A 13,898-nucleotide genomic window follows, 5' to 3' on the forward strand; every position below is an offset into this window, starting at 1 on the left:
GACGAAGGAAGCGAGAAGCACGTGACCTCCCCAGACGGCCGACCGGCCGAGGACGAGACGACGGTGCAGGACACCGACGTCGAGGTGGCGTACGGCGCCGAGGCCTCCGACAGCTCGGACAGCACCGTCGACGCCGACACCGACACCGCCGCCGAGGCGGTGGAGGCCGAGGAGGCGGAGGACGCCCTCGAGGACGACACGGCGGAGGTCGACTTCGGGTCGGAGGCGGCCGCGGCCGTCCCCGCCACCGACGAGCAGGCCGACCCGGGCGATCTCGAGGCCGGCGCCGACGCCGCCGGTGCCGAGGAGGAGGTCGACCCGATCGAGGAGATGACGGAGGCGCTGCGCCGCGCCCCCGGCGACTGGTACGTCGTCCACTCCTACGCGGGCTACGAGAACAAGGTGAAGCAGAACCTCGAGACCCGGGTGCAGACCCTGGACGTCGAGGACTACATCTACCAGGTCGAGGTGCCCACCGAAGAGGTCACCGAGATCAAGAACGGCCAGCGCAAGCAGGTGCAGCGCAAGGTGCTGCCCGGCTACATCCTGGTCCGGATGGAGCTCAACGACCAGTCGTGGGGCGCCGTCCGCAACACCCCGGGCGTCACCGGCTTCGTCGGGGCCACGTCGCGGCCCTCGCCGCTGACCCTGAACGAGGTGCTGAAGTTCCTGCTGCCGAAGCAGGAGGCGCCGAAGGAGAAGGCCGCCGCCGCGTCCGGTGCGGGCGGCGCGGCCGCCGCCACCGGCGGTGCGGCCACGGTCGAGGTCGACTTCGAGGTCGGCGAGTCGGTCACCGTCATGGACGGCCCGTTCGCGACCCTCCCGGCCACGATCAACGAGGTCAACGTCGACGCGCAGAAGCTGAAGGTGCTCGTGTCCATCTTCGGCCGCGAGACGCCCGTCGAGCTGGCCTTCAGTCAGGTCTCCAAGATCTGACGGTGCACGAACTCCGTCGCGGCGGGCAGGTCCGCGGCGCGTAGGACGATCACGAGGAATCAAGGATGCCACCCAAGAAGCGGAAGCTCTCCGCGATCATCAAGCTCCAGATCAAGGCCGGCGCGGCCACGCCGGCCCCGCCGGTCGGCCCCGCGCTGGGTCAGCACGGCGTCAACATCATGGAGTTCTGCAAGGCGTACAACGCCGCCACCGAGGCCCAGCGCGGCGACGTGGTGCCGGTCGAGATCTCCGTGTACGAGGACCGCTCGTTCACGTTCGAGCTCAAGACCCCGCCCGCGGCCAGGCTGCTGCTGAAGGCGGCCGGCGTGGAGAAGGGCTCCGGCGAGCCGCACAAGACCAAGGTCGCCTCCGTGACCATGGACCAGGTGCGGGAGATCGCGCAGACCAAGATGCGCGACCTCAACGCCAACGACCTGGACCAGGCCGCGAAGATCATCGCCGGCACCGCCCGGTCGATGGGCATCACGGTCAACTGACCCCACCCGAACGCGTGGGAGAGCCGGGCGCGGCTCCTACCACGATCTTCGCGAAGGACTGAAGATGGCAAAGCGCAGCAAGATCTACGAGCAGGCCGCGGCCAAGATCGACCGCGACGCCCTGTACTCCCCGCTCGAGGCCGCCAAGCTGGCCAAGGAGACCTCGAGCAGCAAGATGGACGCGACCGTCGAGGTCGCCATGCGGCTGGGAGTCGACCCCCGCAAGGCCGACCAGATGGTCCGCGGGACCGTGAACCTGCCCCACGGGACCGGTAAGACCGCCCGGGTCATCGTGTTCGCCGTCGGCGACAAGGCCGCCGAGGCCGAGGCCGCCGGTGCGGACGTCGTCGGCGCCGAGGACCTGATCGAGCGGATCCAGGGCGGCTGGCTGGACTTCGACGCCGCGATCGCGACCCCCGACCAGATGGCGAAGGTCGGCCGCATCGCCCGCATCCTCGGCCCGCGCGGCCTGATGCCGAACCCGAAGACCGGCACCGTCACCCCGGACGTGACCAAGGCCGTCAACGACATCAAGGGCGGCAAGATCAACTTCCGGGTGGACAAGCAGGCCAACCTGCACCTCGTCATCGGCAAGGCCTCGTTCGACACCGAGAAGCTGGTGGAGAACTACGGCGCCGCCCTCGACGAGATCCTGCGGGCCAAGCCGTCCGCCGCGAAGGGCCGCTACATCAAGAAGATCACCGTCTCGACGACCACGGGCCCGGGCATCCCGGTCGACCCGAACCGCACCCGCAACCTGCTGGTCGACGACACCGTCTGATCGTCCGCACGCACGAAGGCCCCCTCCGGATCTTCCGGAGGGGGCCTTCGTGTCTCCGGGGTCAGGACCAGTCGGCCAGGATCTGGTCGACGGACTCCGGCTCGGCCGGGCGGCCCGGCACCTCGGTCCGGGTGCGGGAGAAGCGCGGCGCGGGCGCGGCCTGCGGGGTGTCGTCCGGGCTGACGATCGTGTTCCGGGCGGCCATGTGCGGATGCTGCGCGACCTCGCCGAAGGCCAGGACCGGGGTGGTGCAGGCGTCCGTGCCGTCGAAGATCGCGGCCCACTCGTCGCGGGACTTGGTCTTGAACACCTCGGTGAAGCGCGCCTTGATCGCCGGCCAGGACGGGATGTCCATCTGCGCCGGCAGGTCGGCGGGGTCGATCTCCAGGCCCTTGAGCAGCTCCGCGTAGAACTGCGGCTCGATCGCCCCGACGGCCATGAACTTCCCGTCGGCGCAGGCGTAGGTGTCGTAGAAGGGGGCGTAGCCGTCGAGCATGTTGCTGGCCGGGGCGTCCTGCCAGAACTTCTGCGCGAGCATCCCCCACATCATCTGCACGAGGAGGCTGGCGCCGTCGACCATGGCGGTGTCGACGACCTGGCCCTCACCGGAGCCGCGGGCCTCGTAGAGCGCCGCGAGCACGCCGATGACCAGCAGCATCGAGCCGCCGCCGAAGTCGCCGACCAGGTTCAGCGGCGGCACGGGGCGCTCGCCGTTCCCGCGACCGATGGCGTGCAGCGCACCGGTGAGCGAGATGTAGTTGATGTCGTGGCCCGCCCGGTCGGCCATCGGCCCGTCCTGGCCCCAGCCCGTCATCCGGCCGTACACGAGCTTCGGGTTGCGGGCGTGGCAGTCCGCGGGGCCGACGCCGAGCCGCTCGGTGACGCCGGGCCGGTAGCCCTCGAGCAGCACGTCGGCCTTCTCGACGAGCTTCAGCACGGTCTCGCGACCCTCGGGGGTCTTGAGGTCGGCGGCCACCCGGCGCCGTCCGCGCAGGGTGGGGTCGACGTCGCCGCCGATCCTCAGGCCGCCCGGCCGGTCGATCCGGACCACCTCGGCGCCCAGGTCGCCCAGGATCATCGCCGCGTGCGGCCCCGGTCCGATGCCGGCGAGCTCGACGACCCGTACGCCCGCGAGGGGTCCGCTGCGAGTGCCCACTTCCATCCTCCTCATCGATCGATCGTTCAGGACTCTACGGGTCCGCGGGCCCTGGGTCAGCGGCCCAGGCCACAGGACAGCGTCCCGGCTACGCCACGGCGATCTGGTCCGCCGCGCCGCCGTCGGGCTGGTGCCGCAGACCCTGCCAGGCCGCGGTGAGTCGTTCGAGCGCAGCCGCGGCGGGTTCGGGCCGCAGTGTGTAGGGCAGCCGGATGTAGCGCTCGAAGGCTCCGTCGACGCCGAAGCGGGGCCCCGCGGCCAGCAGGACGTCGTGCCGGCGGGCGGCCCCGGTGAGCAGGCTCGACACGGGCTCGCCGAGGTCCACCCACAGGCTCAGGCCGCCCGACGGGTCGTTGGGCCGCCACTGCGGGAAGTCCGCGGCGAGGCGGCGGCGCAGGTCGGCGCGGGCGGCGCGCAGCGACTCCTGCCGTTCGGCCACCACCGCCTCGACCTCGCCGAGCAGGCGGGCCGTGACGATCTGGTCGAGCACGGCGCCGCCGAGGTCGATCGACGGCCGCAGCGCGGCCAGCCGCCGCACCAGCGACGCCGAGGTGCGGATCCAGCCGATCCGCAGCCCGCCCCAGAACACCTTGCTCGCCGAGCCGATCGTGATCAGCAGGGGCGAGTCGGGCGCGTGCCGGGCGACCGGCTCCGGGGCCGGGACGTCGAGCGGCAGCTCGGTCAGGGTCTCGTCGACGACGAGCGGGGTGCGGGTCCGCCGCGCCAGCTCGACCACGCCCGCGCGGACCTCCGGCGGCATCACCGCGCCCGTCGGGTTGTGGAAGTCCGGCACCAGGTAGCAGAGCGCGGGACGGGTGTCCCGCACGGTGGCGGTCAGCAGGTCGAGGTCCCACGCCGGCTCCCGGCCGTCCGGGCCGAGCGGCACGGGGACCGGTCGGGCACCGCGGCCGCGGATGGCGTCGAGCGCGTTCGGGTAGGTCGGGTGCTCGACGACGACGCGATCGCCCGGGCCCGCGAGCAGCGTGAGGACCAGCGCGATCGCGTGCTGCGCCCCGGAGGTGACGAGGACCTGGTCGGGGCTGGTCGGGACGCCGCGCTCGGTGAAGCGCCGCGCCACGGCCTCCCGCATCACCGGGATCCCGGCGAGGGTGTAGCCGTGGCCGCCGATCTGCCCGTCGAGCTCGGTGACGGCGGCCGCCGCGGCCCGCCGGATCGCGTCCGTGGGGGCGGGCAGCGCGGCGTGCGCGAGATCGGTCAGGCCACCGCCCGTGAGCGGCGAGAACGGGGTCTCGGGGGTCGCCCCGCCGGTCGGGCCGGGCACGCGGGTCCAGCTGCCCGAGCCGCGGCGACTCTCGAGGAACCCGTCGGCGCGCAGCGCCTCGTAGGCCGCGGCCACCGTCGTCCGGCTGACGTCGAGGGCGCCGGCGAGCTCGCGCTCGGCCGGAATCCGGCTGCCGAGCGGCAGCCGGCCGTCCAGGATGAGGAGCCGGACGCGCTCGGTCAGCGCGGACGCGAGGCCGCCGCGCTGGTCCGCCGGGCGCCAGCTGCCCAGCAGCCGGGCGAAGCTCGTACCGCCGATCCGGCGGGTGCCGGGTTCCAAGGGGTCCAACCGGTCCACCTCCGCGAAATTGGCCATGGAGAATCAGGCCAATAGTGCCAGAGTGGAGTCATGACAGCGACGATCCTGCTCTCGGTCCTGACCCTCATCGCGATCCTGGCGCCGCGCTACGGCGCCGACAGCCGCTCGCTGCGGGAGCGGCCGTTCTACACGGCGACGCCCTGGGGCGACGTGAAGAAGTTCCTCCGCCGGCTCGAGGAGGCGGCGGCGCGCCCACAACGCGCCGGACCGCCGTTGCGGCGGCTCAGGTCCGGTACTCCCAGTGGTTCTGCATGAGCACCTGCTCGGTGCGGTCGGCCTCGTCCCGGACCTCGGCGCGGTAGTAATAGCGACCCGGCTGCCAGCCGTCCTGCTCCGCGACGACCTGCAGGTACTCCGTGGCCCACCGGTGCCATTCGTCGGTGTCGCGGGGAGCCGGATCCGGGGCGTCGCACACCACGGTCGTGAAGTCGTGGAGCCGGCCACGCAGCGAGGTCCACATCTGCACGTCGATGTTCAGGGTCTCGGGCAGCCCGTCCGGGGTCCGCTCGCCGGACCCGGTCCGCTCACCGCTCACGCCGCGCCTCCCTGGCGGGCCCGTGGTGGGCCCGCTGGGAGTATCGATCTTCGGTGAGGTCCGGACCCGCCGGGCGCCCGGACCTCACCGGATCAGGCGACGCGGGGGATCAGGCCGCCAGCAGGTCGCTGCGGCCCTTCTCCTCGAGCATCGCCTTGTACGGACCGAACAGGCCCTTCGCCAGGGGCAGCACCTTGAGCAGCTTGGCGACCGGGCCCTTCGCGCGGACCTGACCCTTGGCCAGCGCCACCGGCAGCACGACCTTGCCGAGCCAGAACCTGTTGCCGGTGTCGGCGCTCATGAACAGCTCGACGTTCGGCTCCGGGCCGTTGCCCGCGCCCTCGTGGATCTCCGAGTTCGGCATGTCCACGGTGAGCACGGCCTCGGGGTCGGTGTACGTGATGCGCAGGACGACCCCGGACGGCTTCAGCTTCTCGACCAGCGCCACGTCCTCCATGCCCAACCGGAAGACCCCGCCCAGGTACTCGTAGACCTCGGCCTCGTTCTGGAACGCCGCCACGTCGCAGCCCCTTTCGCTCGCTTGCCGGGGGAGTCTGGCCCGCCCGGGCCACCGGCGGCGACTCCCCGGCCGGGCCACGCCTGGCCCGCACGGACCGGTCCTCAGGGGCGCTGCTCGTCGAGCAGGCCCGCCCGGCCGGCGAGCGCGGCCGCCTCGATCCGGTTGGCCGCGCCGAGCTTGTGCAGCAGCGAGGCGATCATCCGCTTCGCCGTGCGCTCGCTGACCAGCATCGGGCGGGCGATCTCGCTGGTCTCCAGCCCGCGGGCGAGCAGCCGCCACAGCTCGACGTCCCGCTCGGAGAGGGTGTCGAGCACGCCGTCGGCGGTGCGGTCCGCCGACGCCAGCAGCGCCTCGAGCAGCTCGCCGCGGACGACCTTGACCCCGGCGAGCAGCGACAGCAGCGGGGCGACGAGCACCGCGGGATCGGCGGACTTGCCGAGGTACCCGTCCGCCCCGGCGCGCAGCGCGGCCGCGGCCAGGTCCAGGTCCTCGGTCCCGGACAGGGCGAGCACCTTCGTGCCCGGGTAGGCCGCCTTGACCCGGCGGATCGTCTCGACCCCGCCGAGCGGCGGCAGCGCCAGATCGACGACGGCGATGTCCGCGCGGTTCTTCCCGACGAGCGCGACGGCCTCCTCGCCGGCCGTCGCGGACCCGGCGACCCGGAAGGTGTCGCCGGCGCGGGACTCCAGCAGGAGGGCCAGGCCCTGGGCGAACAGCGCGTGGTCGTCCACGATGACGACGGTGTGGGGCCCCTCCTGCACGGCCCGGAGCCTAGGCCGTGTCTCCCAACCCGCCACCACCGCTCCCGGCGCCCACGCCGTCCCCGCCGGCGTTGCCGGCCACCCGAATACGCCCGGTACGAGGGCGACCCGGCTGCCTTGCCGGGAACGACGTGGATCACCGGGCCCGGCGGCGCCAGGTTGAGAGACACGGCCTCATCGGACCTACTCTCCGTACAGCGCTCGACCTGCACCGACGGCGAGGGGAGGTCCGGTGACGAGCCCGACCAACGGCAGGGTGGACCCGCTCGCGGAGGCCATGACCGATCCCGGCGCGCTGCGCTGGGACCCCTGGACGCGGCGATCCGACTCCGCCGAGGAGCGGGCCGCGGTGGTGATCCGCGCGATCGTCGTGGTCGCCGTCGGGCTGGCGCTCGCGGTGGGGCCCGAGCTCGCCCGCGGCCGCCCGCTGGTGGTGTGGGGCATCGTGATCGGCACGGCGCTCTACGCCGCCGCGCTCGTGGTGACCGAGTGGGCGGAGTGGCAGCTGCCCGTCCGGCCCGCCGTGATCACCGTGGTCGACGGCGTGCTGGTCCTGGTGGCCTGCGGGCTCACCGGGGGCGCGGACAGCATCTTCGTCGCGGTGCTGCCGCTGATCGCGATCGCGATGTCGCTGCGCAGCGGGCCCGTGCTGGGGCGGCTCGGCGCCCTCGGCGTCGGGATCGGGTTCACCGTCGCGTGCCTGCTCGGCTCGGACCCGGAGGTCACGGTGGCCGAGCGGCTGCTGACGGGGGCCTGGTGGAGCGGGTTCCTGGTCGCGGCCGCGGTGCTGGTCGGCGTGCTGGTGCGGATGCTCGAGCGGCAGCTGCAGGAGGCCGCCGACTCGCGGGCGCGGGCGGCGGCGGAGCACGAGAAGCTGCTCTCGGAGCGGGAGCTGCGGGCCCGGCTCGTCGCGGCGCAGCAGGCCCGGCTCGACGGGGTGCGCGTGGTGCTGCACGAGTTCCGCACGCCCGTCGCCTCGCTGACCGCGCTCACCACGGACCTTGCGAAGGGCGCACTGTCCCCGGAGGCCTCGCGCACCGCGACCCGGCTGCTCGCCGAGCACGCGGTCCACCTGCAGGACATGCTCGAGGGCCTCGCCGACCTGGCCGTGCGGGACGGCAGCCCGCTCGGCCGGGTCACCGACCGGCGGGTCGTGCTGGCCGAGCTGGCCGAGGCCGTGCTCGACGCGGCCGCGGTCGCGCCGGGCCGTCGTCGGATCACGGTGGCGCCGCCGGGGGCGTCCGTGCGATGCGACCCGCAGCGGCTCCGCCGGGTGCTCACCAACCTCGTCGAGAACGCCGCCCGGCACAGCGGGGAGGAACCCGTCGAGCTGGACCTGGGCCACGCCGACGGCACGCTGGTCGCCGAGGTCCGCGACCGCGGTCCCGGCCTCCCGCCGGGCCAGGAGGGCCTGGTCACGGCCAAGGGCGTGGCGCTGGGGGAGCGCCGCGGCACCGCGGGGCTGGGGCTGTGGATCGTCGAGGCCCTGGTCGGGGCGATGAACGGCGAGCTCACCCTGCTCCCGCGCGAGGGCGGGGGCCTGGTCGCCCGCCTCACCCTCCCCCTCGCCCCCGCCTGATCTTCCGCGAGTTGCGCTGTGGGCTTCGGCGAGTCGGGGGCTGGCACGCGGGGGACAGGGCGGGAACTCGCGGCCCGCTGTGGTCCGGGGTGACGCGGGTCATGATCGACGCCCATGAAGACCAGAGCAGCGGTGCTGTGGGAACTGGGCGGCAAGTGGGAGGTCGAGGAGGTCGAGCTCGACCCGCCGGGCCCCGGCGAGGTCCTGGTCGAGCTGGCGGCGTCCGGCCTGTGCCACTCCGACGAGCACCTGGTGACCGGCGACCTGCCCGTCGCCTACCCGATGGTCGGCGGCCACGAGGGCGCCGGGCGCGTGCGCGAGGTCGGCCCGGGCGTGACCGAGGTGGAGGTCGGCGACCCGGTCGTCATGACCTTCCTGCCGAGCTGCGGGCGCTGCTCCTACTGCGTCCGCGGCATGACCAGCCTGTGCGACGACGGCGCGGGCGCCACCCTCGGCCCCCAGCTCGACGGCACCTACCGCTTCCACGCGCGCGGCGAGGACGTCGGGCAGATGTGCCTGCTCGGCACGTTCAGCCAGCACACCGTCGTGCCGGTGAAGTCCGTCGTGAAGATCGACGAGGGCTTCCCGCTCGAGCTCGCCGCGCTGGTCGGCTGCGGCGTCACCACCGGCTTCGGGTCCGCGGTCCGCACGGCCGACCTGCGGGCGGGCGACGCTGCGGTCGTCATCGGGATCGGCGGCATCGGCGCCAACGCGATCCAGGGCGCGGTCAACGCCGGCTGCCGGTACGTCGTCGCCGTCGACCCGGTGGAGTTCAAGCGGGACAAGGCGATCGAGCTCGGCGCCACCCACGTCGCGGCGAGCATCGACGAGGCCTGGCCGATCGTCTCCGAGCTCACCCGCGGCCAGCTGGCCGACGCCGCCATCCTCACGACGGGCATCGCCGAGGGCGACGACCTGCAGCCCGCGCTGCAGCTCGTCGGGAAGCGGGGGCGGGTCGTGGTGACCGCGCTGGGCAAGGCCGAGCAGGAGACGGCCTCGCTGAGCCTGCTGGAGCTCACCCTCTACGAGAAGCAGATCCGCGGCGCCCTGTTCGGCAGCTCCAACGGCCAGCACGACGTGCCGCGCCTGCTCGAGCTGCACAACCTGGGCCGGCTCAAGCTCCGCGAGCTGGTCACCAAGGAGTACACCCTCGACCAGGTGAACGAGGGTTACGAGGACATGCGGTCCGGCCGCAACATCCGGGGCCTCATCCGCTTCTGACGGCGCACCCCACCACCAGCCTCGACCGGCAAAGGAGCCGACCATGCGCACCATCGAGCACGGCAAGCGGGACGGGTTCGCCTCCCTCGGGGCGGGCGGGCTGAAGCAGGAGTCCTTCCCGCTGCGCCTGTTCGCCAAGGGGAACGCGAAGCACTGGAACCCGGCGGACATCGACTTCTCGCAGGACGCGAAGGACTTCGCGGCCATGACGGACGACGAGCGGTGGTGGACCTGCGCGCTCGCGGCGCAGTTCCTGGCGGGCGAGGAGTCGGTGACCCAGGACCTGCAGCCCTTCGTGGCCGCGATGGCCGCCGAGGGCCGGTTCGCCGACGAGATGTACCTGACCCAGTTCGTGTACGAGGAGGCCAAGCACACGCAGGCCTTCCGGCTGTGGTTCGACGCAGTCGGGATGACCGGCGACCTCCACGAGTACATCGAGTTCAACGACGCCTACATGGAGATCTTCACGAAGCAGCTGCCGGACAGCCTGTACGCGCTGCAGCACGACCCGAGCCCGCGCAACCAGATCCGCGCCTCGGTGACCTACAACCACATCGTCGAGGGCACCCTCGCGCTGACCGGCTACTTCGCCTGGCAGAAGGTGTGCGCGAGCCGCGGGATCCTGCCCGGCATCCAGAAGGTGATCAAGCACATCGGCGACGACGAGCGCCGCCACATGGCCTGGGGCACCTTCACCTGCCGCCGGCACGTCGCCGCCGACGACGCGATGTTCGACGTGGTCGACGAGCGCATGCAGGAGCTGATGGTCCCGGCCATGGGTGTGGTCACCGCGACGTTCGACAGGTACGAGGGCGGCGAGCCGCCCTTCGGCGTCGACATCTCGGAGATGGCCGAGTACGCCATGGACAAGCTGGGCCGCCGGCTCGGGGCGATCGAGTCCGCCCGCGGCGCCGACCTGCTCGCGATCGACGTCGACGCCTCGCCCGAGGCGCTCGAGGAGAAGTTCCACGCCGAGGACCAGCTGGAGTTGGCAGGATGACCCGCGCAGGACGCTACGACCGGCTCCGCGAGATCGAGCTGCTGGACCCGGAGACCGACCACCTCGAGATCTACCGGCTCATGTCGATGTACGAGTTCCCCTGGGACATCAACCAGGCGCTCTCGTTCGCGCTGTTCCGCACCTACGCGGTGCCGACGATCGGCAAGCTGCTGGCAGAGACCGGCGAGTTCACCGAGCGTGTCCAGAAGCGCTACGACGACACCGGGCTGATCCTCGAGGCCGTCCTCGAGCACGGGTTCAGCGGCACCGGCAAGGACGCCGTCCGCCGGATGAACCAGATGCACCGCAGCTACCCGATCAGCAACGACGACATGCGGTACACGCTGTGCACCTTCGTGGTGTCGCCGATCCGGTGGATGGACGCCTACGGCTGGCGGCCCTTCTCCGAGACGGAGAAGGTCGCGAGCGCGAACTACTACCGCGAGCTCGGCCGGCACATGGGCATCAAGGACATCCCGGCCACCTGGCAGGAGTTCTGCGAGGTGCACGACGCCTACGAGCGCGAGCGCTTCGGCTACGACCCGGGCGGCCGCGCCGTCGCCGACTCCACGCTCGCGCTGCTGTGCACATTCCCGCCGAACGACAAGGCCCCGGCGGCGCTGATCGACGCCTTCTCCCGCTCGCTCATGGACCCCCACCTGCGGGAGGCCTTCCGGTACGAGGCCCCGCCGCGCTGGTTCCGCGCGCTGTCCCGGGCCGCGCTGCGGCTGCGCGGCCGGGTCGTGCGGGCGATGCCCGTGCGCACGCGGCCGAAGTTCGTGCGGGATCTGCCCAGCATCCGCAGCTACCCGAACGGCTTCGACGTCCGGGAGCTCGGGACCTTCCCGCAGGGCTGCCCCGTGCCCCACGGGCGGACCTCCGCGGCGGCCGCGACGGACGGGGACACGTACTCCGATCGAGTGGTATCGCCGCAGGTCACTCCATCCGGAGCCTGAGACCCGGGTTGTACCGGCATGGGGCCGGTCGGAGTAACACGGTGCGACGGCCGACGCTCCGCGGACCGAGATCGACGACGGTGTGTCGATCTCGCTTCACGGGGCGTGTCCGTCGTTCTCAGGAACGGCCCGGCGGCCGTCGCCGCCGCGGAATACCCGGCAGTAACCAGACTGCGGCGTGGTCGTTGGGCGCTGCAGGACGAGTGCGTGCTCCGGCAAGGACCGGTGCCGCAGGCTCGAGTGCGCGAGGAGGCGACGTGCCCGGTGTCGAGGTGAGGGTCGAGGGACTGACGAAGTCCTTCGGGCGCGCGAACATCTGGTCGGACGTCACGCTGACGCTGCCGCCCGGCGAGGTCAGCGTGCTGCTCGGCCCCTCCGGCACGGGCAAGTCGGTGTTCCTCAAGTCGCTGATCGGGCTGCTCAAGCCGGAGAAGGGCTCGATCGTCATCCACGACACCGACCTCGTGCGGTGCAGCGAGAACCGGCTCTACGAGATCCGCAAGCTGTTCGGGGTGCTGTTCCAGGACGGCGCGCTGTTCGGCTCGATGAACCTCTACGACAACATCGCCTTCCCACTGCGCGAGCACACCAAGAAGTCGGAGTCGGAGATCCGCGACATCGTCGCGGAGAAGATGGACATGGTCGGGCTCAAGGGCGACGAGAAGAAGCTGCCCGGGGAGATCTCCGGCGGCATGCGCAAGCGCGCCGGGCTGGCCCGGGCGCTGGTGCTCGACCCGGAGATCATCCTGTTCGACGAGCCGGACTCCGGCCTGGACCCGGTGCGCACGGCCTACCTGAACCAGTTGATCATCGACCTGAACGCGCAGACGGACGCGACGTTCCTGATCGTCACCCACGACATCAACACCGCGCAGACGGTGCCGGACAACATCGGCATGCTCTACCGCAAGCACCTGGCGATGTTCGGCCCGCGCGAGGTGCTGCTCACCAGCGAGGACCCGGTGGTGGCGCAGTTCCTCAACGGCCGCCGGCAGGGCCCGATCGGCATGTCGGAGGAGAAGGACACCGCCCAGGCGGCCCGGGAGATGGCCGAGGTCGACGAGCTGTCCGGGCTGCCCCCGATCAAGCCCCAGCTCGACGCCACCGCGGGCCTGCCCGAGCGCAAGGCCGTGGCGCGGCGGCAGAAGCGGGTGGCCGAGATGATGCACACCCTGCCGCCCGCCGCGCAGGAGGCGATCCGCCGCTCGCAGGCCGAGAGCGGGCAGGCGGCGCAGCAGCCGGCCCGCCAGCAGGCCGCCGGCGCGGCGCCCTACGGTCGACCCGACGCCCCGCCCGCCGACGCCCCGACCCAGAGCATCCCGCGGGTGCAGGACGCGCCGCTCGGCCAGCCCACACCCCCGCAGAACCTGCAGCACAACCCGCCGCAGAACCCGACCGGCCGCGCCCCCGGCGGTCCGAGCTCCGGCCCCGGCCGGCACCGCTTCCGCTAGCCCCGCACGCCGCCCCGTCGCGGCTGGACGGCCCCCACCGCCCGCCCGCGAACCTGCTCCCCCCGCCGCCCCCGCGCAGCTCCCCACTGCCGTCCGACACAAGGACTCCGCCGTGTCCGCTCCCCAGGCCGGCCCCAGCCCCCTGACCCGCGCCCTCACCCCCGTCGGGCGCCTGTTCGGGCTGGGCGTCGACATCGTGAAACAGACCTTCCGGCCGCCGTTCCAGCTGCGCGAGTACATCGAGCAGACCTGGTTCGTCACGAAGGTCTCCGCGCTGCCCACGGCGCTGTTCACGATCCCGTTCGGCGCGACGATCGCGCTGCTGCTGGCCGAGCTGACCCGCCAGTTCGGCGCACAGAGCCAGACCGGCGCGGGGTCGGTGCTCGCGATCGTGCAGCAGGCCGCCCCGATCGTCACGGCGCTGCTGATCTCCGGCGCCGGCGGCAGCGCGGTCTGCGCCGACCTCGGCGCCCGCACCATCCGCGAGGAGATCGCGGCCATGGAGGTGCTCGGCATCTCGCCGATCCAGCGCCTCGTGGTCCCGCGGGTGCTGGCCATGGCCACCACCGCGCTGGTGCTCAACGGCCTCGCCACGGTGGTCGGCGTCGGCGGCGGCTACTTCTTCAACGTCATCATCCAGGGCGGCACGCCCGGCGCGTACATCGCGAGCTTCTCGGCGATCGCGCAGGTCAGCGACATCGTGGTCAGCGAGGTGAAGGCGGCCCTGTTCGGGTTCACCGCCGGCATCGTCGCGGCCTACCGGGGGCTCAACCCGCCCCCGGGGGCGAAGGGCGTCGGCGACGCGGTGAACCAGTCCGTCGTCATCTCCTTCGTCCTGGTGTTCCTGATCAACCTGGTCCTCACCGCGCTCTACCTCGAGCTCGTCCCGCCGAAGGGGATCTGAA

Annotated in this window: 15 protein-coding genes; 10 read left to right on the forward strand and 5 right to left on the reverse strand. The window is 72.5% G+C overall.

The window, feature by feature from the left end; all coding sequences use genetic code 11:
* The first annotated feature begins 21 nt into the window (after positions 1-21).
* From nusG to rplA, 3 genes are all read left to right on the forward strand, one after another.
* The gene (gene nusG / locus PKE99_RS11950) at positions 22-936 is read left to right on the forward strand and encodes a transcription termination/antitermination protein NusG (RefSeq protein WP_081924160.1); all 915 of its coding nucleotides are present in this window, start codon (positions 22-24) and stop codon (positions 934-936) included.
* A gap of 65 nt (positions 937-1,001) precedes the next feature.
* Complete coding sequence (rplK, locus tag PKE99_RS11955) at positions 1,002-1,433, forward strand: 50S ribosomal protein L11 (protein ID WP_037046066.1); 432 nt, start codon at positions 1,002-1,004, stop codon at positions 1,431-1,433.
* Positions 1,434-1,497: 64 nt separating this feature from the next.
* Positions 1,498-2,214, forward strand: coding sequence for a 50S ribosomal protein L1 (gene rplA / locus PKE99_RS11960; RefSeq protein WP_037046067.1), 717 nt, complete (start codon positions 1,498-1,500; stop codon positions 2,212-2,214).
* Between the two features lie 61 nt (positions 2,215-2,275).
* Here the strand turns inward: rplA and PKE99_RS11965 are convergent, their stop codons facing one another.
* Positions 2,276-3,370, reverse strand: coding sequence for a CaiB/BaiF CoA transferase family protein (locus tag PKE99_RS11965; RefSeq protein ID WP_231498214.1), 1,095 nt, complete (start codon positions 3,368-3,370; stop codon positions 2,276-2,278).
* Positions 3,371-3,458: 88 nt separating this feature from the next.
* Positions 3,459-4,967, reverse strand: coding sequence for a MocR-like transcription factor YczR (gene yczR / locus PKE99_RS11970; protein WP_051737478.1), 1,509 nt, complete (start codon positions 4,965-4,967; stop codon positions 3,459-3,461).
* Between the two features lie 33 nt (positions 4,968-5,000).
* Here yczR and PKE99_RS11975 point away from each other — a divergent pair, with 33 nt between their 5' ends.
* Entirely contained in the window at positions 5,001-5,225 is a 225-nt protein-coding gene (locus PKE99_RS11975; protein WP_156067626.1) for a hypothetical protein, read from the forward strand.
* Here PKE99_RS11975 and PKE99_RS11980 read toward each other — a convergent pair.
* The 3 genes from PKE99_RS11980 to PKE99_RS11990 all read right to left on the reverse strand — a co-directional run bounded on the left by PKE99_RS11980 (position 5,194) and on the right by PKE99_RS11990 (position 6,786).
* On the reverse strand, positions 5,194-5,505 hold the full coding sequence (locus tag PKE99_RS11980; RefSeq protein ID WP_037046070.1) for a hypothetical protein: 312 nt from the start codon (positions 5,503-5,505) through the stop codon (positions 5,194-5,196). The genes PKE99_RS11975 and PKE99_RS11980 overlap by 32 nt on opposite strands.
* A gap of 109 nt (positions 5,506-5,614) precedes the next feature.
* Positions 5,615-6,025, reverse strand: a complete 411-nt coding sequence (locus PKE99_RS11985) for a sterol carrier protein (protein WP_037046071.1) — start codon at positions 6,023-6,025, stop codon at positions 5,615-5,617.
* 101 nt (positions 6,026-6,126) lie between these two features.
* Positions 6,127-6,786, reverse strand: a complete 660-nt coding sequence (locus PKE99_RS11990; protein ID WP_037046072.1) for a response regulator — start codon at positions 6,784-6,786, stop codon at positions 6,127-6,129.
* A gap of 232 nt (positions 6,787-7,018) precedes the next feature.
* Between PKE99_RS11990 and PKE99_RS11995 the strand changes: the two genes are divergently transcribed.
* From PKE99_RS11995 to PKE99_RS12020, 6 genes are all read left to right on the forward strand, one after another.
* A complete protein-coding gene (locus PKE99_RS11995) occupies positions 7,019-8,365 on the forward strand; it encodes a sensor histidine kinase (protein ID WP_231498215.1) in 1,347 nt (448 codons plus the stop codon).
* A 114-nt stretch (positions 8,366-8,479) separates the two neighbouring features.
* Positions 8,480-9,586, forward strand: a complete 1,107-nt coding sequence (locus PKE99_RS12000) for an NDMA-dependent alcohol dehydrogenase (protein WP_037046073.1) — start codon at positions 8,480-8,482, stop codon at positions 9,584-9,586.
* Positions 9,587-9,629: 43 nt separating this feature from the next.
* Positions 9,630-10,586, forward strand: coding sequence for a R2-like ligand-binding oxidase (locus PKE99_RS12005; protein WP_037046074.1), 957 nt, complete (start codon positions 9,630-9,632; stop codon positions 10,584-10,586).
* Positions 10,583-11,542, forward strand: coding sequence for an oxygenase MpaB family protein (locus PKE99_RS12010; RefSeq protein ID WP_063739764.1), 960 nt, complete (start codon positions 10,583-10,585; stop codon positions 11,540-11,542). The genes PKE99_RS12005 and PKE99_RS12010 overlap by 4 nt, the downstream gene beginning before the upstream one ends.
* Positions 11,543-11,799: 257 nt before the next feature.
* Positions 11,800-12,993: an ABC transporter ATP-binding protein gene (locus PKE99_RS12015; protein ID WP_271214876.1), complete on the forward strand. Its 1,194-nt coding sequence runs from the start codon at positions 11,800-11,802 to the stop codon at positions 12,991-12,993.
* Positions 12,994-13,105: 112 nt separating this feature from the next.
* Positions 13,106-13,897 carry an MlaE family ABC transporter permease gene (locus PKE99_RS12020; protein ID WP_051737480.1) on the forward strand — a complete coding sequence of 264 codons (792 nt, stop codon included), beginning with the start codon at positions 13,106-13,108 and terminating at the stop codon, positions 13,895-13,897.
* The last annotated feature ends 1 nt before the right edge of the window (position 13,898 follow it).

The organism is Pseudonocardia halophobica (assembly GCF_027922425.1).
Taxonomy (GTDB): Bacteria; Actinomycetota; Actinomycetes; order Mycobacteriales; family Pseudonocardiaceae; genus Pseudonocardia; species Pseudonocardia halophobica.

What these genes read in the sequence shown, in the direction of transcription:
- rplA (WP_037046067.1), top strand. Translation starts at nt 1,498, where the DNA reads ATGGCAAAGCGCAGCAAGATCTACGAGCAGGCCGCGGCCAAGATCGAC.
- rplK (WP_037046066.1), top strand. Translation starts at nt 1,002, where the DNA reads ATGCCACCCAAGAAGCGGAAGCTCTCCGCGATCATCAAGCTCCAGATC.
- PKE99_RS12010 (WP_063739764.1), top strand. Translation starts at nt 10,583, where the DNA reads ATGACCCGCGCAGGACGCTACGACCGGCTCCGCGAGATCGAGCTGCTG.
- PKE99_RS12005 (WP_037046074.1), top strand. Translation starts at nt 9,630, where the DNA reads ATGCGCACCATCGAGCACGGCAAGCGGGACGGGTTCGCCTCCCTCGGG.
- yczR (WP_051737478.1), bottom strand. Translation starts at nt 4,967, where the DNA reads ATGGCCAATTTCGCGGAGGTGGACCGGTTGGACCCCTTGGAACCCGGC.
- PKE99_RS11975 (WP_156067626.1), top strand. Translation starts at nt 5,001, where the DNA reads ATGACAGCGACGATCCTGCTCTCGGTCCTGACCCTCATCGCGATCCTG.
- PKE99_RS12000 (WP_037046073.1), top strand. Translation starts at nt 8,480, where the DNA reads ATGAAGACCAGAGCAGCGGTGCTGTGGGAACTGGGCGGCAAGTGGGAG.